22 protein-coding genes are annotated in these 23512 nt (G+C 66.9%); 6 read left to right on the top strand and 16 right to left on the bottom strand.

The window, feature by feature from the left end:
- Positions 1-85: 85 nt before the first annotated feature.
- Together J2S45_RS01215 and J2S45_RS01210 are read left to right on the top strand one after the other, a co-directional pair.
- The gene (locus J2S45_RS01215) at positions 86-1480 is read left to right on the top strand and encodes an MATE family efflux transporter (protein WP_307634275.1); all 1395 of its coding nucleotides are present in this window, start codon (positions 86-88) and stop codon (positions 1478-1480) included.
- 81 nt (positions 1481-1561) lie between these two features.
- Entirely contained in the window at positions 1562-2743 is a 1182-nt protein-coding gene (locus J2S45_RS01210; RefSeq protein ID WP_307634274.1) for an MFS transporter, read from the top strand.
- A gap of 39 nt (positions 2744-2782) precedes the next feature.
- On the opposite strand, the gene J2S45_RS01205 is transcribed toward J2S45_RS01210, so the two are convergent.
- From J2S45_RS01205 to J2S45_RS01180, 6 genes are all read right to left on the bottom strand, one after another.
- Positions 2783-3292: a macro domain-containing protein gene (locus J2S45_RS01205; RefSeq protein ID WP_307634273.1), complete on the bottom strand. Its 510-nt coding sequence runs from the start codon at positions 3290-3292 to the stop codon at positions 2783-2785.
- A gap of 9 nt (positions 3293-3301) precedes the next feature.
- Entirely contained in the window at positions 3302-4618 is a 1317-nt protein-coding gene (locus J2S45_RS01200; protein WP_307634272.1) for a family 16 glycosylhydrolase, read from the bottom strand.
- Between the two features lie 5 nt (positions 4619-4623).
- Positions 4624-6135 carry a glycoside hydrolase family 36 protein gene (locus J2S45_RS01195; protein ID WP_307634271.1) on the bottom strand — a complete coding sequence of 504 codons (1512 nt, stop codon included), beginning with the start codon at positions 6133-6135 and terminating at the stop codon, positions 4624-4626.
- Between the two features lie 97 nt (positions 6136-6232).
- Positions 6233-7603, bottom strand: coding sequence for an ABC transporter substrate-binding protein (locus J2S45_RS01190; protein ID WP_307634270.1), 1371 nt, complete (start codon positions 7601-7603; stop codon positions 6233-6235).
- A gap of 58 nt (positions 7604-7661) precedes the next feature.
- Positions 7662-8585 carry a carbohydrate ABC transporter permease gene (locus J2S45_RS01185; protein ID WP_296929913.1) on the bottom strand — a complete coding sequence of 308 codons (924 nt, stop codon included), beginning with the start codon at positions 8583-8585 and terminating at the stop codon, positions 7662-7664.
- A 7-nt stretch (positions 8586-8592) separates the two neighbouring features.
- Positions 8593-9534: a carbohydrate ABC transporter permease gene (locus tag J2S45_RS01180; protein ID WP_307634269.1), complete on the bottom strand. Its 942-nt coding sequence runs from the start codon at positions 9532-9534 to the stop codon at positions 8593-8595.
- A gap of 88 nt (positions 9535-9622) precedes the next feature.
- On the opposite strand from J2S45_RS01180, the gene J2S45_RS01175 reads away from it, so the two are divergent.
- From J2S45_RS01175 to J2S45_RS01165, 3 genes are all read left to right on the top strand, one after another.
- Positions 9623-10825, top strand: a complete 1203-nt coding sequence (locus J2S45_RS01175; RefSeq protein WP_307634268.1) for an ROK family protein — start codon at positions 9623-9625, stop codon at positions 10823-10825.
- 97 nt (positions 10826-10922) lie between these two features.
- Complete coding sequence (locus J2S45_RS01170) at positions 10923-12785, top strand: LTA synthase family protein (RefSeq protein ID WP_307634267.1); 1863 nt, start codon at positions 10923-10925, stop codon at positions 12783-12785.
- 9 nt (positions 12786-12794) lie between these two features.
- Positions 12795-13862: a hypothetical protein gene (locus J2S45_RS01165; RefSeq protein ID WP_296929903.1), complete on the top strand. Its 1068-nt coding sequence runs from the start codon at positions 12795-12797 to the stop codon at positions 13860-13862.
- A gap of 92 nt (positions 13863-13954) precedes the next feature.
- On the opposite strand, the gene J2S45_RS01160 is transcribed toward J2S45_RS01165, so the two are convergent.
- From J2S45_RS01160 to J2S45_RS01150, 3 genes are all read right to left on the bottom strand, one after another.
- On the bottom strand, positions 13955-14737 hold the full coding sequence (locus tag J2S45_RS01160) for a CDP-alcohol phosphatidyltransferase family protein (protein ID WP_307634266.1): 783 nt from the start codon (positions 14735-14737) through the stop codon (positions 13955-13957).
- 44 nt (positions 14738-14781) lie between these two features.
- On the bottom strand, positions 14782-15786 hold the full coding sequence (hemH, locus tag J2S45_RS01155; protein WP_296929897.1) for a ferrochelatase: 1005 nt from the start codon (positions 15784-15786) through the stop codon (positions 14782-14784).
- A 117-nt stretch (positions 15787-15903) separates the two neighbouring features.
- Positions 15904-16872, bottom strand: a complete 969-nt coding sequence (locus J2S45_RS01150; protein ID WP_270973464.1) for a potassium channel beta subunit family protein — start codon at positions 16870-16872, stop codon at positions 15904-15906.
- A gap of 200 nt (positions 16873-17072) precedes the next feature.
- Between J2S45_RS01150 and J2S45_RS01145 the strand changes: the two genes are divergently transcribed.
- Complete coding sequence (locus J2S45_RS01145; protein ID WP_307634265.1) at positions 17073-17507, top strand: membrane lipoprotein lipid attachment site-containing protein; 435 nt, start codon at positions 17073-17075, stop codon at positions 17505-17507.
- A 35-nt stretch (positions 17508-17542) separates the two neighbouring features.
- Here J2S45_RS01145 and aroD read toward each other — a convergent pair whose 3' ends face one another.
- From aroD to J2S45_RS01110, 7 genes are read right to left on the bottom strand one after another with little or no spacing between them, the layout of a single operon-like run.
- Positions 17543-18307, bottom strand: coding sequence for a type I 3-dehydroquinate dehydratase (gene aroD, locus J2S45_RS01140; protein WP_307634264.1), 765 nt, complete (start codon positions 18305-18307; stop codon positions 17543-17545).
- The gene (locus tag J2S45_RS01135) at positions 18304-19050 is read right to left on the bottom strand and encodes a hypothetical protein (RefSeq protein WP_307634263.1); all 747 of its coding nucleotides are present in this window, start codon (positions 19048-19050) and stop codon (positions 18304-18306) included. The genes aroD and J2S45_RS01135 overlap by 4 nt, the downstream gene beginning before the upstream one ends.
- A gap of 56 nt (positions 19051-19106) precedes the next feature.
- Positions 19107-20120 (bottom strand): vWA domain-containing protein, encoded by a 1014-nt coding sequence (locus J2S45_RS01130; protein WP_296929889.1) that lies wholly within the window; start codon positions 20118-20120, stop codon positions 19107-19109.
- Positions 20117-21091 (bottom strand): vWA domain-containing protein, encoded by a 975-nt coding sequence (locus J2S45_RS01125; RefSeq protein ID WP_307634262.1) that lies wholly within the window; start codon positions 21089-21091, stop codon positions 20117-20119. The genes J2S45_RS01130 and J2S45_RS01125 overlap by 4 nt, the downstream gene beginning before the upstream one ends.
- On the bottom strand, positions 21085-21540 hold the full coding sequence (locus J2S45_RS01120; RefSeq protein WP_307634261.1) for a hypothetical protein: 456 nt from the start codon (positions 21538-21540) through the stop codon (positions 21085-21087). The genes J2S45_RS01125 and J2S45_RS01120 overlap by 7 nt, the downstream gene beginning before the upstream one ends.
- A complete protein-coding gene (locus J2S45_RS01115) occupies positions 21533-22423 on the bottom strand; it encodes a DUF58 domain-containing protein (RefSeq protein ID WP_296929881.1) in 891 nt (296 codons plus the stop codon). Before J2S45_RS01115 ends, J2S45_RS01120 begins: the two co-directional genes overlap by 8 nt.
- Complete coding sequence (locus J2S45_RS01110) at positions 22420-23415, bottom strand: AAA family ATPase (protein WP_307634260.1); 996 nt, start codon at positions 23413-23415, stop codon at positions 22420-22422. Before J2S45_RS01110 ends, J2S45_RS01115 begins: the two co-directional genes overlap by 4 nt.
- Positions 23416-23512 lie beyond the last annotated feature (97 nt).

The raw sequence follows: 23512 nt of genomic DNA, 5'->3' as shown, positions 1-23512 counted from the left end.
GCCGCGACCTCATTTGGCGGCGCTCTACCTGGTACGCTCCTTAGCGGCTTTAGAGACGATCGAATATGTGCCGGGAAAGAGCAGAATGGCAAAAGAACTCACGCACGGCCATGAAGGAAAACTGATCCTTCTTTTCATGCTTCCCCTTCTCGTGGGGAACCTCTTCCAGCAGCTGTACAACATTTCGGACACGTTCATCGTCGGGCGCACACTCGGCGCTGACGCCGTGGCGGCCGTCGGCGCGGTCGGCACCCTCTTCTTCCTCATCATGGGCTTCGCCCAGTCGGCCACGGTCGGCATGACGATCCCGATGTCGCGTCACTTCGGCGCCCAGGACCTGCCGGCCCTGCGGCGGAACTTCGGCACCTCCATCATCCTGTCGGCTGTGCTCGCGCTCGCCATCACCGTGCCGTCGGTGGTCTTCTCGGGTGACATCCTGCGCCTCATGAACACCCCGGCGCATATTCTCCCGGAGGCCACCTACTTCCTGCAGGTCCTCTTCGCGGGCTCGATCTTCACGGTCTTTTACAACCTGCTGGCCAACGCGATCCGCGCCATCGGCGATTCGATCACGCCGCTGATCTTCCTTATCCTTGCCGCGGCGCTTAACATCGGGCTCGACCTCGTCTTCATCCTCTACCTCGGCACAGGCGTGGAGGGCGCGGCGCTCGCCACTGTGATCGCCCAGGCGCTGTCGGTGGTGGCGTGCGTCGTCTACATCCAGGTCCGCATCCCGGTCCTGCGCATCGGCCGTTCCGACTTCCGCATCGTCAAGGTGGAGGCGTTCGAGCAGCTCCGCCTCGGCATCCCGATGGGATTCCAGACCTCCGTCATCGCCCTCGGCCTCATCGTCATCCAGATCGCCCTCAACGGCCACGGCGCCGCCGCCATCGCCGCCTACACCGTGGCCCAGCGCATCGAGCAGTTGGCCATGTTCCCCTTCGTCTCCTTCGGCATCGCGGCCGGCGTCTTCGTGGCGCAGAACTACGGCGCGGGCAAGATGGAACGCATGTGGGTGGGCATCCGCCAGGCGATCTACATGTCGCTGACCTACGCCGCCGTCATCGGCACCCTCATCCTCGTCTTCCAACACGAGTTGATCGGCGCCTTCTTCGGCTCGGGCGCGACCGACGAGATCCTTCGCCTCGGCTCGCTCTACCTGTGGGTGACGGTCCCGTTCTACCCCTTCCTCACCGTCCTGTTCGTCAACCGTTACTCCCTGCAGTCGCTGGGTAACGCGTTGATCCCCACGCTCGCGGGTTTCATCGAGATGGGTGCCCGCGTGGCCACCGCGCTCTTCATCGCGCCGATTTACGGCTACGTCGGGATCGTCGTGTGTCAACCGCTGGCGTGGATTGGCGCCTGCCTTATTCTCACGCTCGCGGTCCACGCCATGAAGCGGAACCTCTCCCCGCGGGTTGAACCGGTGCGTATGCGCGTCGAGGTCGAGGAGCCCAAAGTTGAAGTCGCAGCCCGCTAACGCCACGGCCACGTTCGCCGGGGCGAGCCTCACCAGCGGCGCCACGCGCGTGGCGCTCACGCTTCACGACGTCGGCTAGCCATGGCTTTCACCAACCGCGTCTTCGCCACCTTCCTCGCTGCGCGCACGGTCGATCTCCTCGGCACGGCGTTGACCCCCGTCGTACTCACGCTCGTGGCACTCGAGGAGACGAAGTCGGCCTCGGCAACCGGCGTGGTGCTCGCCGCGAACGTGCTACCCATGCTCGTCTTTATGCTGGCCGGCGGCGTTCTCGCCGACACGTTCCCGCGCTCGCGAATCCTCACCGCCACCGCCGCGGCGAGCGCCGCCACGCAGGCAGCGATGGCGGGGCTGCTTTTCTCGGACGCGTTCAGCCTCGGCGCCATGGCCGCCCTGTCGGCGGCGAGCGGCATCCTCGCCGCGTTCTCCGGCCCGGCACTGCGGGGCATCGTCCCTGACCTGGTGGCGCCGGGGGACATCCAGCGGGCCAACGCCGCACTGGCCACCTCGAAGAACGCCACCCGGATTCTTGGGCCCACGCTCGCCGGCGTACTCGTCACGTTCGTCGGCGGGGGTTGGGCCCTCCTCGCCGACGCCGTCACCTCCCTTTTCGCCGCGATTCTGTTTGCGCGCCTACCACGGCTGAGCCAACCGCGGCCTGCGCGCATGTGGGCCGACCTGCGCGAGGGCTGGCAGGCCTTCTCCAGGCTGCGGTGGGTGTGGACGCTGGCACTGTCCTACGCCATCATCAACCTGCTGCTGATCGGGCCGTGGCAGATCCTCGGGCCGACGATCATCGGCCGGTCTCACTCGGAGGCATGGTGGGGCGTGGTGCTGTCCGTGCGCGCGGCGGGACTGGTGGTGGCGAGCGTCGCGCTCATGCGGCTTCGTTTTCGCAACCCGCTGCCTACCGGACTCATCCTGGGATCTCTGACGGGGTTGCCGCTCATCGCGCTCGGCCTGTCGGATTCGATCGCGGTGCTGATCGGCGTCGTTTTCGTGTCGGCTTTCGCCGCGACGGCCGCTGCCATCACCTACGATTCGACCCTGCAGACCCAGGTGCCGCGAGGCGAGCTTTCCCGAGTGTCCTCGTTTGACGATGCGTTGTCCTTCGCCACCGTGCCGCTCTCACAGCTCTTGGTCGGCCCGGCGGCACTCGCCTTCGGCGCCACTCAGGTGGCTCTCTTTTGCGGATTCGCACTGGTGGCGGCGCACCTCATCCCGCTCTTGGTCCCGGATGTGCGCACGGTGAGTCGGACATAGGCGGCCACGACTCAATCTCGCAGGTGGCGCGCCCCGACGTCAATTGCGCGTCCCGACGTCGATCGCGCGCTCCCACGTCTGCCGCGCTTCCTCGCTAAAAAGCGCGAAGGTCACGTCCAGGCTCGGGAAATTGGACAGCTCAGCCACGGCGATCCTCGCCACCTGCCCCATGTCCCAGCCGTAGATCCCGGCAGAAATGGCGGGGTAGGCGATCCGGGTCAGCTCCTCGCGGGTGGCCAGCTCGGCGCAGGATCGGAATGCTCGCGCGAGCAGCTTGGGGTCCGTCTCGCCGCGGTGCCGGTTCGGGCCGACCGTGTGAATGACGTAGCGGGCGGGGAGGTTGAAGCCCGGCGTCATGACGGCTTCGCCCACCGGCAGGCCGCCGGGATACCGCTCACGACGCACGTCCTTGCAGGCGGCAAGCAGGCCGGGCCCGGCGGCGCGGTGGATCGCGCCATCGACGCCGCCCCCGCCGAGGAGCGTGGAGTTGGCGGCATTGACGATCGCATCCACGTCCAGTGTGGTGATATCCGCGTGTAATGCTTTCATGGCTCAACGCTACCAAGCGTCGGCGCCGCCCGTGTCCTGCCCCAAGACGCGTAGCACCCCCAGGTCCGGCGCCACCCCACGAGGGTTGGACAAGCGGATTGAGTTCCACCCCTCCTCGAGCTCGGCCGCGAACCTGAGCGTGTCAAACTTGCCGACGAACGATCCGCTTGACAGCCCGTCAAAGTGCAGGGTCTGGGTGTCGTTGACCGCGACCGTCAGCCCGCGCGGCTCGCCGGAGCGGTAGCCAAGCTCAAGGTCATAGAAGCCCGGCCGGGCCGCGTAGACGTTCACGGTCGCCGCGTTGCCAGCTCCGCCGACCCACCTTGTCACCCCGTGGCTCACCCTCGTCTGGCCCTGAAGGATGCCGTCGCCAACCGTGTATGCGTGCGGGAAATCGCCCTTGTCGAACTGGTAGGCGCGGAAGTAGTCGACCTCGAATACCTTCGGGTAGGGCACGCCTGGATCGAACGGCCCGGTCCAGGCCTTCGGTTCACGCTTTTCGTACACCCCCAGGTAGGTCAGCATGGGGTAGGACGGGGACAGCGGCGTCGAGAACCCGAGCTCGCCGTCGACGTAGACCTTCATTCCCGACGCCGTCCACTCGAAGCCGTAGGTGTGGAAGTCCTTCGAGAGGTCGACGTCGCCATTCGTGATCCGGGCCGTCCACGGCCACAGCCGCCAGAGGTCGCCCCACGGGTGGATGGCCGTCTGAGCCTGGGTGGCCCCGCGCCGGCCGAGCACTTCGAAGATATCGACCTCGCCGCTTTGATGCGAGCTGCTGCCATCCCCGTCGGGCAGGTCCTGGTTAGCCCCGGTCATCCACCACGCGCTGTGGAGCCCGCCGCCGGCGGCGACCTTCGCCCGCACCTCGAAGTACCCGTACTTTTGCAGGTGGCCGCGGAACGGCGTCGTCTTCTGGGCGATGCCCGCGTACTTGGTCCACCTGTGCAGGTAATCGCGCTGGTAGGTCTGCAGGGAGGAGACCCGGGTCGAGCCGTCGTGGTCGGGGTCCCACGGCTCCTGGTCGGCGTCGATGCGCAGTTTGAGCGTCCCGTCGCTCACCTCGTATCGGGCGCGGGTCCCGTCCGAGAGCGACCAGTGCGGAAGGTAGCGGTCGGTGAAGAGCGCCCCGTTGACGCCGTCGTTGAATTCCGCCGACGCCGTGAGCACCATCCCCTCCCGCTGCGGCGTGTCCGGGTCAATGATGCTCGCCGGGTGGGCCGGCGCGCCCGATTCCGCCTCGCCGTCCGCCTGCGCCGGCGCCACAACCGAGGCCAGTGCCAGTACCGTCGCCGCGATCAGCGCGGCCGGGGTCGGCGTCCTCATTGTCCTCACTTCACAATCAGTCGGTCCGAGACGCGCCCGGAGGGGTTGAGCCAGGCGTCGAAGTCTACCTGGCGCCCATCAATCGCGTATGCGTAGCGCCCAATCTGTTTCGACGACGCCGTGCGCGCCGCCCGCGTCCAGGCCGCCACCTTCTCCCGCTCCTCGTCCGTCAGCCAGGATGCCGGGTCGGAGCACTGGGCGAACCCGCAGGCGAGGGCCGCGTCGGCGGTGAGCTCGTTGACTTCCGGCGACAGCAGGGAACCGCGGGTGCGGAAGTAGGCCACGTCGGGGTCGATGTCGATGAGGGTGCGCAGCCAGGCGCGCGAGAGGGAGGTGCGCAGCGCGTTGAGCACCGACGGGCCGGTCGGGTCCCCCACCCGCTCGGTGTTATCCCAGTATGGCGCGGTGTCCGGTCCCACGCGCACGCCGTTGAGCAGGCCGAACGAGGCATTGAGGACGGCACCCGAGCCGATCAGGTAGGTCTCGGGCCCGACGGCGTCGCGAATCGTCTGCAAACCCGCCCGGTAGGCCTCCTCCCGGCTCATCGCCCCGGCGCGTTCGGCCTGTAGCGCGCCGGCGTAGATGAAATCGAGCTTAAAGACGTCGATGCCCCAGCCGGCGATCTCCGCCATCGTCTCGGCAAGCCAGTCGCGGGCGTCGGCGCGAGAGAGGTCGAGTCCGAAGTAGTGCTCTGACCAGTTGTACCCGACCGGCATGAGCTCCCCGCCCGCCCGGAGGAACAGCTCCGGATGGCGATCGAGCACGGGGGTGGCGGCCAGGGAGATAAAGGGGGCCACCCACAGGCCGGCCTTGAGCCCGGCGTCGTGAATGCGATCCGCGAGGTCCACGACGCCGGCTGGGAACTTCTCGTTCGGGCGCCAGTCGCCCACGCGGCGTTCCCAGCCGTCGTCGATCTGGATCGTGGCGTAGCCGAGTTCGCGGGCGGGGAGGATTTCTGCCGCGATAATCTCGGCCGTGATCTCTTCGAACCACGAATACCACGATGACCACACGGGGCCGACCGTGCCAGCCGCGCGCGGAAGCGGGGTCAGCTCGCGGGCGCTCGCGAGCGCCGTAGCGTACTGCTCGAAGACCTCCAGCTCGGTCCCCACCCCGATGAACCACTCGGCCTCCGATTCCGCGCTCGCCACGATCGCCGCCTCGTCGATGGTCAGCGTCGGGGCGCACCCGCGCAGGGCGCCGACGAGGAAGGTGTGCCCATCCGGGCCGGTGAGTGCGGTGAGCATGGAGGAGGTGTGGGCGTCCGGGGTGTCGGTGGCGGCGTCCTCGGCCGTCAGGGTCCGGTTGGCGTTGTTCCACACGCGCCACGGCCTCTTGTCCAGTCGCCACCAGCGGGTCGAGGACCACGAGTTCCAGCCGTGACGGTAGAACTCTGTGGCACCCCACGGGTGTTCGATGGTCATCTCGCGCCCGGAGGCGATCCACACCCGTTCGCCACGCGCCACGGCTGGCGCGCCGCTGACCCGGAATGTCTTAGCCCCTACCTGGATATCCACATGTCCTCCCTCGGGGTGCGGCGGCGAACCGCCGCACCCGTATTGGTGTGGCCAGCGTTTCCTGGCCACGGCCTCCTCGCCGATCCGGCTTGGCGGCCTAGTTCGTCAGAATCTTGTTGACCTTCTCGTTGAGCTGCGGAAGGGCGTCCGCGGCCTTGACGGTCAGCTGCTCGATCTCATCGAAGGTTACCTGGCCTTCCGAACCGATCTCGTTGCCCTTGTCGGTGATCGGGTAGTAGGCGAGGCTTGCCGGGTCCTTGGCGATATCGGTGAACGCGGTGACGTCGCGGCCGGCGTCCGCATGCGCGGCCACGGCCTTCTCCGAGTACTCGATCAGCGAGGGGAAGACGATGGCGTCCTTCGCGACGATCGACTGGCACTTGTCCGAGGTGAGGAACTTGACCCACTCGAACGCACCCTCCGGGTTCTTCGCCTGCTTCGTGATCGACGGCGCCAGGCCGTTGATGATCGTCTTGCGACCCTGCGGGCCCTCGGGTAGCGGGGCGAAGCCGAACTCGTTCGTCGTCGACGACGACCACATGTTGATGCGCCACGAGCCGTCAGGCACGAGCGCGGCCTTGCCCTGCTCCATCATGGGCTCCAGGCCGAGCGGGCCCGCGATCGAAAGCGGGGTGACGTAGCCGGCCGCGATCTGGTCTTGCCACCACGAGATGGCCTCGATCAGCTTGGGGTCGTCCATCTGGTACTTCGTCCCGAACGGGTTCTTGTCCAGGTACTCGAAGCCGTTCGACAGTGCGAGCCACGACCACTGGCCCTGGCCGACGATTCCGCCGCCCTTCTCCAGGCCCCAGCCGTATACGTCGATGTTGTCCTTGTCGAAGCCGGCCTCGTCTCCGCGCACGCCGTTCTTGTCCACGGTCAGGTGGGCGATGAGCTTGCCGAAGCTACCGCCGTCGGTCGGGTTCCAGGTGAGGTTACGCAGGTCGGTCTCGGGCACGCCGGCGTCGGCGACCATCTTCTTGTTGTAGACCAGCGCGATCGTGTCCCAGTCCTGGGGGATGCCGTAGCGGGCGCCGTCCTTGACCCACAGGTTCGCTAGATCGCCCGTGTACTTGGAGAAGTCGACATCGCCGTCCTTGAGGAAGGTGTTCAGGTCAAGGAGCTGGCCCTTGCTCGCCAGGTCCGGGTAGTACTGGACGTGGTTGGTGATCACGTCCGGGGCGGTGCCGGAGACGAAGTCCGTGGTGAGGTTGGCCCAGTAATCGTCCCAGCCCTGCTGCTCGATCTTGACTTTGATTCCGCTTTCCTTTTCGAACGCGTCGGCGCAGCGCTGGTAGGTGGCCTGCTGGCCCGGGTCCCACAGGCGGTAGGTCACCTCCTTCGCGTTCGCCTCCCCGGTGGCGCCGGATGTTTTCCCGGAGCCGCCTGAGATCGACGTTCCTGAACACGCCGTCAGTGCCAGCGCGAGTCCAGCCGCGATCGATACGACTTTGTATGACTTGGCCATCGTTGTTCCTTTCGTTGAGAGCCGTGTGTGTTCCGGCCGGAGCCGGCAGGTCGATGAGTTACTTCGCCGCGGTCAGCCCCAGGGAGTTCACCAGGCGCTTACCGAAGATGATGAGGAGGATGAACATGGGGATGACCTGCAGTGTTGCCGCCGCCATGAGTCCTGCCCAGTCGGGTCGGGTTGAGGGTGAGGATTGGGCGAAGACGGACAGCGCGACGTTGAGCAACCGCACGTCGTCAGCCTTCGCAATGAGCTGGGGCCACATGTACTCGTTCCACCCGAAGACCGCCTGGATGATTGCCAAGGTCGTGATGGGTGCCGCTGACATGGGGACGATCATCTTGATGAAGACCGTCCACCGCGAGGCGCCGTCCACCATCGCCGCCTCCTCCACCTCGCGGGGAAGCGAGAGCATGAACTGGCGCAGGAAGAAGATGCCAAACGGGCAAATGAGCACGTAGGGCGCGAGCAGGCCCTGGAAGGTGTTGATCCAGGCAAGCTCGTCCATGAGCACGAAGTTCGGTAGCGCGATGAAGATCGGCGGGATCATGAGGGCGGTGAGCAGGATGACGAAGATCGTGTCCCGGCCCTTGAAGTGCAGGCGGGACAGGGCGTAGGCCGCCATCGTCGACGTCGCGACCTGGGCAAAGACGAGCACCGCCACGAAGATCAGCGAGTTGCGCATGTAGAGCCAGAAGTTGATGACGGCGGCCGTCCCGCCAGCGGCGACGTTCTCCTCCGGCGTGGTCATGCCGAGCACGCGCCTGAAGTTGATGGTGGTGGCGTTGTCCGGGATGAGCGAGTAGTTGCCGTTGAAGATCTCGGCGTTCGGGGTGATGGCCGTGCGTAGCGCCCACACCAGCGGCAGCAGCGTGACGATGATGAGCAAGATCAGCAGGCCCCAGCCGGCCACCTTGCCGTGGTTCTTCTTTTGCACCTTGCGCTCGCTGCGGGCGGGCCGGGAGATGATTCGATTTCGCATGTCCATGTCAGTCCATATCCGATTCGCTTGACCGTGCGAGTTTGAGCTGGATGAGGGTGAGCACCACCAGTGCGACCATGAGCACCACCGCCATCGCCGAGGCGTATCCCATGTCGAACTGCTGGAAGGCCTTTTCGTAGATGTAGAGGTAGATCACGCGCGTGGAGTTGCCAGGCCCGCCCGAGGTGGCCACCGAGACCGTGTCGAAGATCTGGAAGGAGCCGATCATCGACACGACGACGACCATGACGAGGATCGGGCGCAGCAGCGGGACCGTGATGTGGCGGAAGGTCTGCCACGTGGAGGCCCCTTCGACTTCGGCCGCCTCGTAGATCATCTTCGGGATCGTCTGCATACCCGCGAACAGGAGGAGGCCCGTGTAGCCCATGTTTCGCCACGAGTTCACGAGTGCGACGGTGTAGATCGCGATTGACGAATCCCCGTAGAAGGAAATCGGGCCGACGCCGAGGAAGCCGATGAGGTGGTTGAGCAGGCCCACGGTCGGATCGAGCACGAACAGCGTGATCGCTGCGATCGTGACGTTCGGGATGAGCCAGGGAAGCAGGAGCGTGGAGCGGATCAGCGTCGATTGCGATACTCGCATCATGAGCATCGCGATGAGCAGCCCGAGGATGGTCTGGGTGGTGATGTTGACGACCACGTAGATGACCGTCACCTTGATCGCGTTGATGAATGTGGCGTCCTCGAGCAGGCGGGCGTAGTTGTCGAAGCCGACCCACCGCGGGTCTTCGAGCAGGTTCCAGTCGGTCAGCGACATCTGGAAGCCGCGCACGATCGGCACGAGGTAGAACACGACGAATCCGAACACTGCCGGGGCGAGGTAAAGTGCGGCGGCGCGCGCGTCAGATCGACGGCGCCGTGGCGCTTTTCCGCTGGTTCGCTCGGCTCCTCTCGGGCTTGGTTGTGCCGAGATGGCAGATGCTTGCATCTATGCTCCAATCTTGGAATGGGCTTCTGACCTGCGCCTCTTCGCGGAGGTCTTGCCGTAAGAGAATTATTACGATAGTTTGTTATGTATGTCAACCGGATTACACGACACACCTGGAGCGGCGCGCCGAGTCCAACGCCGAGTCAACCTCCTCAACACCTTCAACGAGCTGCTCTGCGGCCCGTTGTCGATTTCCGCCGTTGCCGCGAACATCGGCGTGTCGCGGCGTGCGGCCGAGAACGTCGTGGCCGATCTCGCCGCGCTCGGCTGGCTCACCCAGGTCACGCCGGATAATTCCCTGGGGCGGCCGGCCACGCGCTGGGCGGTCAACCCCCGCACGGTCGTCGTGCTCGGCCTCGACGTCGGCGCCCACCACTGCACAGCGATCGTGGCCGACTTCCATGGCGACTTCCTCGGCGAGCGCACGGAGGAGCTAGACGCGGGCATGCCAGCCAACGAACGCATCCGCGCCGCCGTCGCCGTCGGAAGGAAGGCGATGGAGCAGGCCGGCGTGGCGCCCGAGGAGCTGACGCTGTGCGCCGTGGCCTCCCCCGGCGTGATTAACGACGGCACGGTCACCTTCTTCGGCGGCACGGGCATGCCCGGCTGGCAGGGCACGAACATCGCCGCGGAGGTTAGCGCACAACTCGGGCGCACGACGATCGTCGCGGGAGACTGCGCCCTCGGCGCCCTCGGCGAATCCTGGCTCGGCGCCGCGAGCGGGCACTCGGACGTCCTCTACGTTCTTTCCGGCGAACGCACCGGCGCCGCGGCCATCATCGACGGGCGCATCCACCGCGGCCACCTCGGCGGCGCCGGACTGATCGGCGAGCTGGAGGCCATCCGGTGGAAGGACATCGAGGCCGAAACCTTCATCTCCCACCACTACGCCACCCATCCCGGCTCCCGGAGCAAGGTGTTCGAGGCCGCATATGCGGGCGACGGCCCTGCGCTGGCGGCCGTGGAGGAGTTCGCCGACGCGCTCTGCCTCGGCTCGGCGGCCATGGTCCTCGCGCTTGGCCCCTCCCACCTCGTCATCGGCGGCAAATACTCCGCGTATTCCGACCTCTTCCTGGACCGCTTCGTCGCCAACCTCGCCCGCTGGTGCCCGATCATGCCCGACGTCTCCATCTCGGCGCTCGGTCCGCGCGCGATCTGCCTGGGTGCGATCAGGCTCGGCATTGACCACCTCAACGAGACCCTCACGACCACCGCGCGATCCTCGGAGGTCTTCCCCTCCGCGCAGGGATTCAACGCCACCTTCGCCACCTTCGCCACCGAAACCGCCTGATCCACCCGAGGCGCCATCGCGCCCCGGCTCCCGCCCACCCGCGGCTACTTCGCCGGTATGAGTTCATACCGGCGAGGATTACCTATAATCAGAAGCTGTGTTTCTCGCTATCCAAGTACTGACAATCACGATCCTCCTAATCGTCGCGATAAGGATGTTCGGGGGCAACGTGCGCGCGGTTGCCCGCGGAATCGCCGCAGGCATCGTCAGCAACGCCGCGCTCACGATCGGGTGGACCTTCGCCCGCGCCGGCACCTTCTTCTATGGCACGACTGCCTCGCCGTGGCTTCTTTTGGTGTATTTCCTCCTCGTTCTCGCTCTGGGCCTGGCGATCCTTGCCCTTCTTCGGCTCTCACAGCGTCACTTCACCTACAAGGACCGCCCGTGGCGCCTGCGCGAACTCGCCTCGGTACTGGCCGGCGCCGTTCTCGGGGCCCTGATCGCACTGTTCACCTTCGTCCCGAAGGTCATCACCGATTCGGTCGATAACGTCACCGCCGATCAGATCCTCTTCATCCTCACTCAGGGCAATGGAGAGACGACTCCCGAACGCGCTCTGGAGTTCATCAATCTGATGATCGCCCCCACCGCCTGGCTCGCGCTCGTCGGCGCCTGCATCGGCCTCATCAGCTCAGACCTTGTCCTCGGACGAGGCGTCGACGCCTCACCCGCCACCGCGGACCAGCCTCAGTCAACGACGCGGCGCCCGTTGCGTTTCCGCCACGTTCGCGGGGTCGCATTCGTCGCCATGCTCGCAACACTCGCCGGATCGATCGCCTACGCCGCCCACGCCCTCCCCCTTGCGGACATGATTCGCCAGCAGTTCGTCACCTCCAACTACATCGAAAACAACTTCGTCATGGCGACGCCGGACAACGTGCATCTGCCGCAGAAGAAACGCAATCTCATCCACATCTACATGGAGTCCATCGAGAATTCCTTCTACTCGGCAGACCTCGGCGGGTACAGGGAATACAACGTCATGCCGGAGCTGGCAGAACTCTCGCGCCGCGGCGTGTCCTTCTCCCACAACGAGCTCGCCGGCGGCCCGCAGCAGCTCTACGCAACCGGGCACTCGGTCGCGGCGATGGTGGCGATGTGGGCCGGCACGCCCATGCTCGCCTCGGGCGCGGGCAACGGAACCCAAATGTCCTACCCGGACTTCCCCACCATCGGAGATTTCCTTCACGACGCCGGATACGCCACCGACTTCATGGTCGGCTCGGATTCCACCTGGGGCGGGGTGCGAGACTACTACCGCCGCCACGGCGACTTCACCATTCACGACCTGACCACCTTCAGGGCCGAGGGCCGCGTGCCCAAGAACTACATGGTCTGGTGGGGCGTGGAGGACGACAAGCTCTACGATTATGCCCGCGACGTCCTCACCGAACGCGGAAACGGCGACAAGCCCTTCTACTTCATCCTCGAGAACGCCGACACGCACTGGCCTGACGGCTACCTCTCCCCCAACATGACCGACCAGCCCTTCCCCACCCAGTACGAGAACGTCATCCACTACTCTCAAGCCCAGACGGTCAAGCTCGTCGAGTGGATCCTCGACCAGCCCTGGGCCGCTGACACCACGATCGTCATCACCGGCGATCACCGCTCCATGGACAAGGAGTTCTTCAAGGACTGGGACAAGAGCTACAACCGCACGGTCGTCAACCTCATCCTCAACCCGGTCCAGGGAACCGACCTGCCCAAAGAGATCACGAAGAACCGCCAGTACGCGTCCTTCGACTTCTTCCCCACCATTCTCTCCGCCATCGGAGCCACGATCGACGGCGACCGGCTCGGCCTCGGCACGAACCTCTTCTCTGGCACTCCTACCCTCGTCGAGCGCGACGGCACGGCTCTACTTAATCAGGAATTCGCCAAACGCTCGCCGTTCTATGATAAACATCGAGAGACCAAGGCGCAGACACCCGACGTCAATCAAGACAACAAGTTCTAGGGATCAGACATGCAAGCACTCTTTGGCGCTGACAAGACCCCGAAGATCCTCACCCGCCATTCGGCGTTGAGCTACCGGGTCCTGCGCGAGGTGAGCGTGGATCCCGCGGCCGTCAAGCACGTCTCCGGCATCGACCGCCTCGGCAACCTCACGGCCCGCTCGGTCGTGATCAGCCTGGTCATGTACCGCCTCAGCGAGCACCTTGACCAGTTTCCGCTCACGACGCCGGATCGGCTCCTGACCGACCTGCGCGACGCCCTTGCCACCGACCTGCGCCGCGTCATCTGCAGCCGCCAGCACCTCCTCATCGCCTTCGTCCCCGCCACGCGGGTGGAGGGACTACGGGAATTCTTCGGCCGCAACACGGCGCGCGGTGCCGGGGTCGAGCCGGGCGACTACCTTCTCCACCGGCTCAGCGAGGAGTTCCTGCCGCAGGATCTCAGCATGATCAAGGACGGCGTCGTCGCCTCCGAGGTGAGCGAGCACTATCTGGGCGACATGGATGAGCCGCACGTCGTCGTCGGCATGAGCCCCTCGGCGTGGCTACGGACGTGGGCCGAGGGGCTCCCCGAGCAACGCGCGTTCGTCAGGGCGGCCTTTGTCGGGGCGGAGTCGGCGACGATCAGCTCGCGCAACTATCGGACACTACGCGAGGCCGGGGCACGGCTCGTCCCCTCCACCCGGCTCTACCGCGCGTTGCACAGCCCGACGTTCTGGGCCTACGTCGTGGTCTTCGGCTACTCGGCGCTGCGCGCCCTGCCGGTCACCTTCGTGCCGCACTTCCACGGGAGCGTGGCGCTGCTGTGGACGATGGACGTGGTCACGGCGATTCCCTACACGTGGGGGCTGGTCGCCTTCTTCACCGCGCACAAGGCCTGGCTGCGGGCCGTCGGGTTCGCCGTCACGCTCATCACGTTCATCGCGCCCTACATCTACTTCTGGACGCACGGGCGCGGCTACCCGTGGGGCGTCAACGCCGTGGTGGTGGCGATGATCGCCGGCGCCCTGCTGTACGAGAGCTTCAACTACCTGCGCGACCGCGCGGTGGCCACGGGCCTGCGCAGCCGGCAGATCTAGTTTCCCGCCGGACAGCGCCCCGGCGGCTAGCTGTGCGATAGGTTCAGCTGTGTAATGGGTTCAGCTGCGCGATAGGTCTGCCCCGCGCGGGCTCATTTCTTACGGAAGATCGGCCGGTCGGGACCCGTCAGGGTGCGGATCAGACCCGTGGCGATGAACCAACCGCCGGAGAGCCAGAATAAGACCATGAGCCACATCGGCTGGCGCGGGAAGATCGCCACGAGCCAACCGGTGGCGATGATCCACACGGAGATCGCCGCCAGATTCAGCGCCATGAAGCGCCGCACCCGGAACGGGTGAGTCCAGTAGAACGGCACGATTGTCAGGAAGATGAACAGCGCCACCCAGAACACGTTCGCCGCCTGCCCCAGCTGGAGCACGTACAGGATCACCGCCACGATGTTCCACGCCGCGGGGAAGCCGTAGAAGTAGTAGTCCACCGACTTCCAGTTTTCGTTGGCGTAACACAGCGTCGAGGACGTCAAGATCAGTACCGTCAGCACGCCCGCCAGCGGCTTCGGCCCCAGATCCAGCTGGGTGTACATGAAGATCGCGGGGATGAAGGTCCAGGTAATGTAGTCGATCGCGATGTCGAGGATGCCGCCGTCGAACCACGGCAGCACCTCCTTGACCCGATAGCGGCGGGCGAAGAAGCCGTCCACGCCGTCCACCACCAGCGCCACCCCGAGCCATAGCCACATCCACGTGATCTCTTGGTTGATGAGCGCGAGGGTCGCGAGCGCGGCGAACGCCATGCCGGACATGGTGAAGATGTGCACCAGCCAGGCGCGCACCCGCTGTGGGAGTGGGGCTATCGCTTCGGGCGCGATGGAGCGGATACGACGCGGCGCACCGGCGGGCTGGTCTATAGGCATGAATAATCCCCTTGTGCAACGGCGTATGTGTAGATCATTATCGTCTAATTCGCCTCGGCCGCGGCCTCGGGATCTCGTACCGGGGTAGGAGAAGCGCCGGAACCTGCGAGAAGGTGGGCGACGACGTCGGCGAGCGCCGGATCGTCATTCATCGGCGACACCCGCACGAAGTGCGTGCCGCCGGCGTTTTCGAAGGCCTCACGGTTGAGGACGTCGAGCTCGTCGAGGGTTTCGATGCAGTCGGCGAGGAAACCCGGGGTGGCTAGGACCACGCTCGTGAAGCCGTCGCCGGGCAGGGCCGCCATCGTGTCGATCGTGGCGGGGGTCAGCCACCGGCCCGGCCCGAACTTCGATTGGTAGGTGGTCACGACGTCGTTGCTCACTCCGCGTAGGCGAAGCGCCCTGTCGATAGCGGACGTGGTGGCCTCGCACTGGACGACGTATTCGTGCGGCCGGTGGGCGCGCCGCTCGGGCACCCCGTGGTAAGACAGCAGGATGCGGGCGCGTTCCGGGTTGGGCAGAGCGGTGACGGCGTCGGCGATCTTGCCCGCGTGCCAGTCCACGAAGTGGGGCTCGGTGGGCCAGGGGCCGATCACCTGCACGCGGGTTTCGGGCGAGGTGGCCTGCCACTCGCGCACCTGCGACGCGATCGAGCCGGTGTTGGACGGCGCCCACTGCGGGTAAAGCGGCAGCACGGTGACCTCGCGGACGCCCTCGCGGGCAAACGCGTCGAGCTCCTCGGCGATCGACGGCGCGGTGTACGTCATCGCGAAGCGCACCTGCCACGGTAGCGCCTCGGCGAGCAGGTCGCGCTGGCGGCGCGTGATAGCGACGAGCGGCGAGCCCTCCTCCGTCCAGATCGTCTCGTACAGCGCGCCGGACTTTTTGGGGCGTGTGCGAAGGACGATGCCGTGCAGGATCGGTAGCCACAGCGGGCGCGGAAAGTCGATGACGTCGGGGTCGGAGAGGAAGTCGCGAAGGAAGGTGGCGACGTCCGAGGGCGCGGGCGAGTCGGGCGATCCGAGGTTGACGAGCAAAATACCGGGCATGGGTCTTAACCTAGCTCATTAGGCCCTCGGATCTCATACCGCCCGGGGCGGGCTCGCCGCCAGCTTGCCGACCGGCGGCGGGCTTGTGGTCGGCGCTACCGGCGGCGGGCCGCGGGCTTAGAACAGCTCGTCGATCCTCGCCTTGAGGGCGGCGTCGTCGTTGAGGGCCTTGACAGCGTCAAGCGCGCCGAGGTTCTCCTGCAGTTGCTTGACCGAGGACGCCCCCAAAATCACCGTGGACACGTGCGGGTTGGCGGCCACCCAGCCGAGGGCCAGCTGCGCGGTGCTGACTCCGAGCTCGCCAGCGATCTGACCGAGCTCGCGCACCTGCCCGCGGGAGGCTTCGGCGTCGGCAAGCAGATAGTCGTGGCCCTTGAGCGTGGCGCGCGAGCCCTGCGGAACGCCGTCCGCATACTTGCCCGTGAGGATGCCGCCCGCCAGCGGCGACCACGTGGTCAGGCCAAGGCCGAGGTCCTCATACAGGCGGGCGTATTCCTTCTCGACGCGGTCGCGGTGGAGGAGGTTGTACTGCGGCTGCTCCATGACGGGCTTGCGCAGGTTGCGTTTGTCGGCGATGTCCCAGGCGGCGCGGATCTCCTCCGCACTCCACTCGGAGGTTCCCCAGTAAAGCGCCTTGCCCGACTCGACGATGTCGCTCATCGCATACACCGTCTCCTCGATTGGGGTGTTCGGATCCGGGCGGTGGCAGTAGGCCAGGTCCACGAAGTCGAGGCCGAGGCGCTCGAGCGAGCCGTCGATCGCCTGCATGAGGTACTTGCGGTTGAGGGTGTTCCTCATGTTGGGCATGTCGCCGTTGATTCCCCAGAAGAACTTCGTGGAGATGACGTACTCGTGGCGCTTCCAGCCCAGCTCGCGGATGGCCTCGCCCATGATCTTCTCGGACTCGCCGCCGGCGTAGACCTCGGCGTTGTCGAAGAAGTTGACCCCGGCGTCGGCGGCGGCCTGGAGCTGCTCCTTGGCGAGCCCGGTGTCCACCTGCCCGCCGAATGTGACCCAGGAGCCGAAGCTGAACTGGGAGACCTGAAGGCCTGCGGATCCAAGACGGTTGTACGGCATATCACTCATGGTGGCCAGTCTAGTGAGGGTGGCCGGGCGCCCGCAGACTTTGCGCCGAGGGTGGAACGGCCCACTCCGCCCCGGGGGCCGATGTCGCCGTACCGCCCACGGAGCTCTTGGCACTCGTGGCGCTGCCGGATGCGAATAGGAGCGCGGGAACGGGAAGGAGTATAGTAGCGCACGGCTAACACTCAGAAGAATGGAACAACATGAAGAAGATCCTTGCGACCCTCACCATTGCACTGGCCCTCGCCGGCTGTTCGGACGCGACCAGCTCCACCGAGACCACCGGCGCCAGCGAATCCGCCAGCGCCACCGTCCGCGCGCTCGCGGGCAGCTACAACACGGTGGCTGATCTGAAGAACGCCGCCGTCGACGCCGGCTACACCTGCGCGAACTGGACCGAAGGCGACTGGAACCAGGGAACCTGCTCCGAAAGCGACTTCTTTGGCGTCTTCACCAACCAGGGCGCGCGTTCGGCCTACATGCACCGGGCGCAGGCTGCGGGCGACTCTTTCACCGCGCTGGTGGGCGACAACTGGTACATCGCCGGCGACGAGGCCGCCCTCAAGGCGATCGCTGACAAGCTCGACGGCAAGATCGAGCAGGTCGAGGGCGCGGCCGCCGACAGCGAATCCAAGTAGCCCGGCCCGCGGCCGAGCCTCCAACACACGCGGGCTTAATCCTCGCCCTGATCAGCGCCTCCGAGCACCGCTCGGAGGCGCTCGATTGTCGGCTGGCCAGGCGCCGTCGATGCGCCGGCGGTGGCGAATGTGGCCACCGACCCGTACTTGTAGCCCTCCAGTCGGGAGCGGATACCGGCCTCCCCCATCGCCACGGTGATCAGCGGCCGGCCGGTCTCCTGCGCCAGCTGCTTGGTGACCTCTAGCAGCCGCGCGGTGTCCTGTTCGTTGTGCGCCATGACGGCCAGCTTCGGCACCGCGGTCGGAATCGCGAGCATATCCTCCACCATGACGTAGAGGACCTCAGAGTCAGGGGTGTCCTCCCACTCGTGGTGCGACACGACGGGCGTGTAGCCCAGCTCCACCGCTCGCGCGGCGAGCTCAGGCGTGGCTTCCGAGACGAACTCCAGGTCCACGCCCACTCGCTCGGGCGGCACGGCCTCCTGCATCAGGATGTCGAGGATCGTGGCCATGAGCACCCGGTAGCGGAAGGGGGTGAGCTCCACCTCGCCGCCCTGCGGCATGGTGCGGAACGTGATGAGGACCGGCACGGCGAGCTGGGAGTACAGCTCGCGCAGGAGGTCGCGCGCGATCGTGTCGACGTCCGTGCCCGGATGCGCCGCCAGCAGGTAGTCGGCGCGGAACTCCACGACGTCGGCGCCCGCCTTCTCGCACGCCTTCGCCTCCTCGAGGATCACCTGCGGGGTGGTGCCCGCCACCGGCACGATGATCGCGGGGCGCTTGCCCTGGTCGAAAATCACCAGTTTTCTCCGTTCTTGCTCCCGAATTTCTTATCATACTCGTCCCACTCGCGACGTTCTCGCTCGGCCTCCGACATGCGTTCAAGTAGCTCCCGGTCCTGCTCGCCTGCTTCCCCCTCGCTGTCCTGGCTATCCTCGCCGGGCTCGCCCTGGTCGGCCTCCTGCCCCTGCTCGCCACGGCGCTCAGCGTCCTGGCGCGCCGCCTCTTCCTCGGCGTCGTTCTGGCTCTCCTGCGCCTGCTTGCCCACCTTCATGGACTCTTCGTCCTGGCAGGGGGCGATAATGCTGGCGGCGTCGGCGTATCCCGCGGCGGCGAGGGCCGGGTCGGACTCGTCTGCCGCCACCGCCATCGTGGCGATGGCGAGATTGATGCGCACCTTGCACTCGTCGCTGACCTCGCGCTCCTCGGCGGGCGGGTCCTGCTCGCCGGACGGGTCCTGCTCGGCGGGCGAGGCCTGCGCCGTCACCAGATCGAGCGCCCTCGTCAGGTCCTCGATCGCCGCGGCCGCCTCCCCCGCCTTGAGCCGGGCCGTACCTGCGCCGAAGTAGGCTTTCCAGCGCCCAAGCGCGTCCGGCATCGCGTGGGTGGCCAGCTCGTAGGCTCGCGCCGATGCCGAGTACTGACCCGCGTCGTACCGGGACTTTCCCGCCGCCAGGGCGAAGGCCGCGACGCCTGCCAGGATGCTCACCGCCGCGAGCGCCAACGCGCACACTCCTGCCAGCGCCACGACGGTCCGCTTCATCGCCGAGCGCCGCACGGCGGGGCTCGCCGGCCTCGCGCTCGCCCTACCTGTCCGCCTCATCGTCTGCCTCCGCCCGTGTCGAGGGTGGCCCGGCGCGTGGACATCGTGGCCACCGCCCGCACCCGCGGCATGAGATCGAAGAGCTCCCATGCCCCCAGCAGCGCGAGGACCACGGCGAACGGCCAGATAATGGGGCTGTAGACGTTTTCCTCCACGCCCTCGCCCAGGCTCGCATTCGCCGTCAGCTCCCTCGCCAGCTCCTCGATCCCGCCCGGCCCGTTGCGGTGCACGTAGGGCACCCCGATCTGCCCGGCGATCGTCCGCAGCGCCTCCGGGTTGGCCTTCGAGATCGCCACCTCGCCCGTGGGCGCCGTGATGAGCTCTCCGGTCTCGCCCGCCGCGTCGCGCCGAAGCATCGGCGCGCCCGCCTCGGTGCCGTACCCGAGCACGAATCCGCCCTCCACCAGCGGCGCCCACGCCGAGTAGTCCGGGGCCTCGTCGCGTCGCGATGTCATCGCGTCGGTGGCCTCACCGTCGGTCATCACAATGACCACCGGCACGTAACGCTCCCCCTGCATCCGTTCGAGCACGGCCCTGACCTCCTCGACCGGCCGGTTGATGGAGGAACCGGCGGAGAAGTCCGTCATCTCCCGATCGTAGACGTCGAACCAGGTGCGGGCCGCCTGCTTGTCGGTGGTCAGCGGCAGCTGCTCGGTGGCCTGCGAGCTGTACTCGACGATGCCGACGTGCGCCTCGGGCAGCGCGTTCAAGAGCGCCGCCGCGTCCGCCTTCACTCCGTCGAGCCGGCGCCCGTCCCCGTAATCCTGCGCCGCCATCGAGCCCGTGGCGTCCACGACGAACAGCACCGCCAGGTTCGAGGTCAGCGTGCGCGTCTGAACGCTCACCGCCGGCGTCACCCCCATCGCCACCGCCATCGCGAGCATCCCGGCCCGGCGTAGCCACGCCAGCCAGCGCTCACGCGCGGTCACGATCGCGCCGACGACGATCACCAGCCCCACGCCCGCCACCACGGCGAGCGGCACCGGAGGAATCAAAAACTGGACGTTCATAGCTTGAACCTCCACGCCAGCGCGAGCAACACCACGAGCGCCCCCGCGATGACCGCCGGCCACCGCCCCGGCCGGTCCACCATCACCGCATCGCCCTGCACGACGACGTTCTCCACGTCCTGAGCCTGCACCGACTCAACGATCCGTCCCGCCGCCCCGATGTCGTTGAAGGGGTAGTAGTACATTCCGCCCGCCTCCAGCAGATCGCGCATCTCGGCGTCGTCGTCCGTCCACGGCCCAGAGATGTAGACGCCGTGCACGACGACGTCGCGCTCCTTGGCCCGCTCGATCCCGTCGGCGAGCGTGAAAACGGGCTCGCCGGCGAGCTGGTTGTCGGTGGCGAAGATGACGGTGCGGGCGCGCTCGTCATCGGCGAAGTTGAAGGAGTACAGGCAGGAGACGAGGCCGTCGCCGATAAGGGAGGAGCCATAGGCCTCCACCCCCGCCTCGGTGCCGGCGAGGAGGCGGTTGAGGCCGGCCGGGTTCTGGGTGCTCATGACGTCGACGGCGGAGTCGATCTGGTCGGTGATCAGGGCGTAGTCGCTGGTCAGCGGGAAGACGAGCCGCGAGGACGAATTGAAGATGCTCAACCCCACGCGCTCCCCCTCGAAGTTCTCCACGAGGGTGGCGAACGAGCGCAGCACCTCGGCGTCGTAGGCGAGCACCGAGCCGGACACGTCCAAACACAACATGATGTCGCGGCTGGCGAGCTCGGAGCGCAGTGAGTCCGCATCCACCGGCCGCGCCGCCAGATACGCGCCACCACCGCCAACGACGACGGCGAGCGCCGCCACGGTCCCGATTCCCACGCGCAGCACGGCAAGCCGCCTGCGCAGCCGCGGGTGGCGGAGGGCAGCGCCGGTATGAGCCACGCGCACCCCGCCCTCGGCGCGCCGCCCGCGCAACCAACCGAGCGCCGCCGCGGCCACAAGCGCAAGGCCAAGCACTATTCCTACCAGCGGGTTTACCATGACACCGCCCTCACCGCGCGGTCCCGGGCCGCCCGCGCACTGGCGTGCGGTTCGGCCGAGAAGGAAGGCTCCTCCCACTCCTCGATCGCGTCCGCCGCCTGCCGGAAAGCCGCCACCTCGCGCAACTGACCCACCTGCCAGGCCGACAGGTCCGCACCCACGCGCTCGCCCAGGATCGCCCGTAGCTCTGCGGCCAACTCCAGGTGCAGCGCCCGCACATCCTCCGGCGTTTCCGCCGGGTGGCGCGCCACCACCGCGTCGATCCGCTCGATCGCGCCCGGGTCCCGGCCCGCCCGCATCGGCGCCGGCCCGGCCTCCCGCCGCGCCGGCTCGCGCCTCCAGTACCATCGCCCCGCCCCAACGACGCCGGCGCACGCCACCAGCGCCACGGCAAAAATCACCCAGTACACAGCGGGCGCGCCGAACGGATCCACGACGTGGTCAAGCATGGCGCCTCAGCAACCCAACGATCGCGGAGGGGACCTCCTTGGTCGACGCCACGCTCACGTGCCGCACTCCGTTGGAGCGCAGCAGATCGGCCGCGAATGCGTGGGCGCGGCGTCGTTCATCTTCAAGATCAGCCCGCAGCATGGCGTCGTCGCGGAGGAAGGCCGGGATAAGGGAGCCGGTTGCGTGGTCGACCATGCGCTCCACGCCCTGCGCCGCCACCGACATGTCCGCCACCCGCAAGACCACCATCTCGTGGCGGGTGCGGATTCGGCGCAGCGTCCGCCCGTCCGGGAGGTCTGGCCAGTATTCGTCCGTGACCAGCAGCAACAGCGCGCGCGGCTGGGGCACACGCAACAGCTCCTCCAGCATGTCCGACACCGCCGACTCCCCCGCGCCCGCCTCCATCCGCTCCTGGACCGCGTCGAGCGCAAAGTCCAGGTGCGAGTTGCCGTTGCGTGCCGGAATCCGGCGCACCCCCGCGCTATCCCCGTACACCACCGACAGCCGGTCCCCGCGCTGGATCGCAAGGTAGCCGAGCACGTCCGCGGCGAACATCGCCAACTCCGCCTTCGACTCCCCCGACGGCGCAGCGGCGCCCATCTGCGCGCCCGTGTCGATGACCAGCTGGGTGAACATGTCAGTCTCACGCTCGAAGCGGCGAATGATCGGGTGCCCGGCCCGCGCCGACGTCTTCCAATCGATGTCCGCCACGTCGTCGCCGTGGACGTAATCGGCGAGGTCGTCGAAGTCGTGACCCCGACCCGTCAGCGTCGAGCCGTGCTGGCCCTCGAACACCCCCGACGCGCGGCGGATCACCGGCAGCGCGACCTTGGCGCGCACCAACGCCGACCTGGTGGCCGCGTGCCTGACCCGCCCACTCATGGGGTTGGCACCGCCTCGAAGACGGCGTCGATGAGGGACTCCGGGCGGACGCCGCCGGCCAGCGCGTCGTACGTGCGCACGAGCCTGTGCCTGAGCACCTGATAACGCATCGCCGTGATGTCCTCCGGCGTCACGTAGTTCCGCCCCGCCTGCAACGCCAGCGCCTGACCCACCTGCATGAGCGCCAGCCCTCCGCGCGGGGAGGACCCCACGCGCAAGTGACGCTCCAGCTCCGGCAACGGGCGCGGCCCCCGACCGCGCGTAGTGTTAATGAGCGCCACAATGTAGCGCTTGATCGACTCATCCACGTACACCCGCCGGGCCGTGGCCTGCAAGAACAACACGTCGCCCGTGGAGATCGGCTCCACCTCACCGCGCCCGAAGCTGCCCTGCGCCGACCTGGTCAGGATCTCCACCTCCTCATCCGGCTCGGGGTATGTCAACACCTCCTTGAGCAGGAAACGATCCATCTGCGCCTCCGGCAGCACGTAGGTGCCCTCCTCCTCGATCGGATTCTGGGTAGCCATCACCATGAACGGATCCGGTAGCTTGTAGATCGTGCCCCCGATCGACGTCTGGCGTTCCTGCATCGCCTCCAGCATCGCCGACTGGGTCTTGGCCGAACTACGGTTGATCTCATCGAGCAGGACCATGTTGGCGTGCACCGGCCCGAGCTGAGTGGAAAAACTACCCGTCTCATACGAGTAAATCTGGGTTCCCACGATGTCGTTCGGCATGAGGTCCGGCGTGCACTGGATACGGGAAAACGTGCCGGAGATCGAGTCTGCCAACGTCAGCGCCGCCGTGGTCTTTGCCAACCCCGGCACCGACTCCAGCAGCACGTGTCCGCGCGCAATCAACGCCGTGACAAGCGCCCTCGCCAAATCCGTCTGCCCCACCACGCTGCCATGGAAAATACCCCGGACGCGCCCGAGCAGCGCCGCGGTACGCGCCAGGTCGGCGTCGTTAATCTGCCCGTTTGCCAGTGCCATCAGCCCTCCCATCGGCGCGCGGATCGGCCCGCGCGCGCATGTTTCCAGCCTACACAGGGCCTCCGACATCCTTTAAGATGGGCGTGATACTCAAGGA

It is taken from the genome of Trueperella abortisuis (assembly GCF_030811095.1).
In the GTDB taxonomy this organism is placed as follows: Bacteria; Actinomycetota; Actinomycetes; order Actinomycetales; family Actinomycetaceae; genus Trueperella; species Trueperella abortisuis.
The sequence above is the reverse complement of the archived record's forward strand: the minus strand, read 5'-3'. Positions and strand labels throughout refer to the sequence as shown.

Excerpts from the sequence above, each read along its gene's own strand:
- J2S45_RS01200 (WP_307634272.1), bottom strand. The coding sequence starts at position 4,618 with ATGAGGACGCCGACCCCGGCCGCGCTGATCGCGGCGACGGTACTGGCA.
- J2S45_RS01145 (WP_307634265.1), top strand. The coding sequence starts at position 17,073 with ATGAAGAAGATCCTTGCGACCCTCACCATTGCACTGGCCCTCGCCGGC.
- J2S45_RS01110 (WP_307634260.1), bottom strand. The coding sequence starts at position 23,415 with ATGGCACTGGCAAACGGGCAGATTAACGACGCCGACCTGGCGCGTACC.
- J2S45_RS01215 (WP_307634275.1), top strand. The coding sequence starts at position 86 with ATGGCAAAAGAACTCACGCACGGCCATGAAGGAAAACTGATCCTTCTT.
- J2S45_RS01205 (WP_307634273.1), bottom strand. The coding sequence starts at position 3,292 with ATGAAAGCATTACACGCGGATATCACCACACTGGACGTGGATGCGATC.
- J2S45_RS01210 (WP_307634274.1), top strand. The coding sequence starts at position 1,562 with ATGGCTTTCACCAACCGCGTCTTCGCCACCTTCCTCGCTGCGCGCACG.
- J2S45_RS01120 (WP_307634261.1), bottom strand. The coding sequence starts at position 21,540 with ATGCTTGACCACGTCGTGGATCCGTTCGGCGCGCCCGCTGTGTACTGG.
- J2S45_RS01190 (WP_307634270.1), bottom strand. The coding sequence starts at position 7,603 with ATGGCCAAGTCATACAAAGTCGTATCGATCGCGGCTGGACTCGCGCTG.
- J2S45_RS01125 (WP_307634262.1), bottom strand. The coding sequence starts at position 21,091 with ATGGTAAACCCGCTGGTAGGAATAGTGCTTGGCCTTGCGCTTGTGGCC.
- J2S45_RS01160 (WP_307634266.1), bottom strand. The coding sequence starts at position 14,737 with ATGCCTATAGACCAGCCCGCCGGTGCGCCGCGTCGTATCCGCTCCATC.
- J2S45_RS01180 (WP_307634269.1), bottom strand. The coding sequence starts at position 9,534 with ATGCAAGCATCTGCCATCTCGGCACAACCAAGCCCGAGAGGAGCCGAG.
- J2S45_RS01185 (WP_296929913.1), bottom strand. The coding sequence starts at position 8,585 with ATGCGAAATCGAATCATCTCCCGGCCCGCCCGCAGCGAGCGCAAGGTG.
- hemH (WP_296929897.1), bottom strand. The coding sequence starts at position 15,786 with ATGCCCGGTATTTTGCTCGTCAACCTCGGATCGCCCGACTCGCCCGCG.
- J2S45_RS01115 (WP_296929881.1), bottom strand. The coding sequence starts at position 22,423 with ATGAGTGGGCGGGTCAGGCACGCGGCCACCAGGTCGGCGTTGGTGCGC.
- J2S45_RS01130 (WP_296929889.1), bottom strand. The coding sequence starts at position 20,120 with ATGAACGTCCAGTTTTTGATTCCTCCGGTGCCGCTCGCCGTGGTGGCG.
- J2S45_RS01175 (WP_307634268.1), top strand. The coding sequence starts at position 9,623 with ATGTCAACCGGATTACACGACACACCTGGAGCGGCGCGCCGAGTCCAA.
- J2S45_RS01150 (WP_270973464.1), bottom strand. The coding sequence starts at position 16,872 with ATGAGTGATATGCCGTACAACCGTCTTGGATCCGCAGGCCTTCAGGTC.
- J2S45_RS01135 (WP_307634263.1), bottom strand. The coding sequence starts at position 19,050 with ATGAAGCGGACCGTCGTGGCGCTGGCAGGAGTGTGCGCGTTGGCGCTC.
- J2S45_RS01165 (WP_296929903.1), top strand. The coding sequence starts at position 12,795 with ATGCAAGCACTCTTTGGCGCTGACAAGACCCCGAAGATCCTCACCCGC.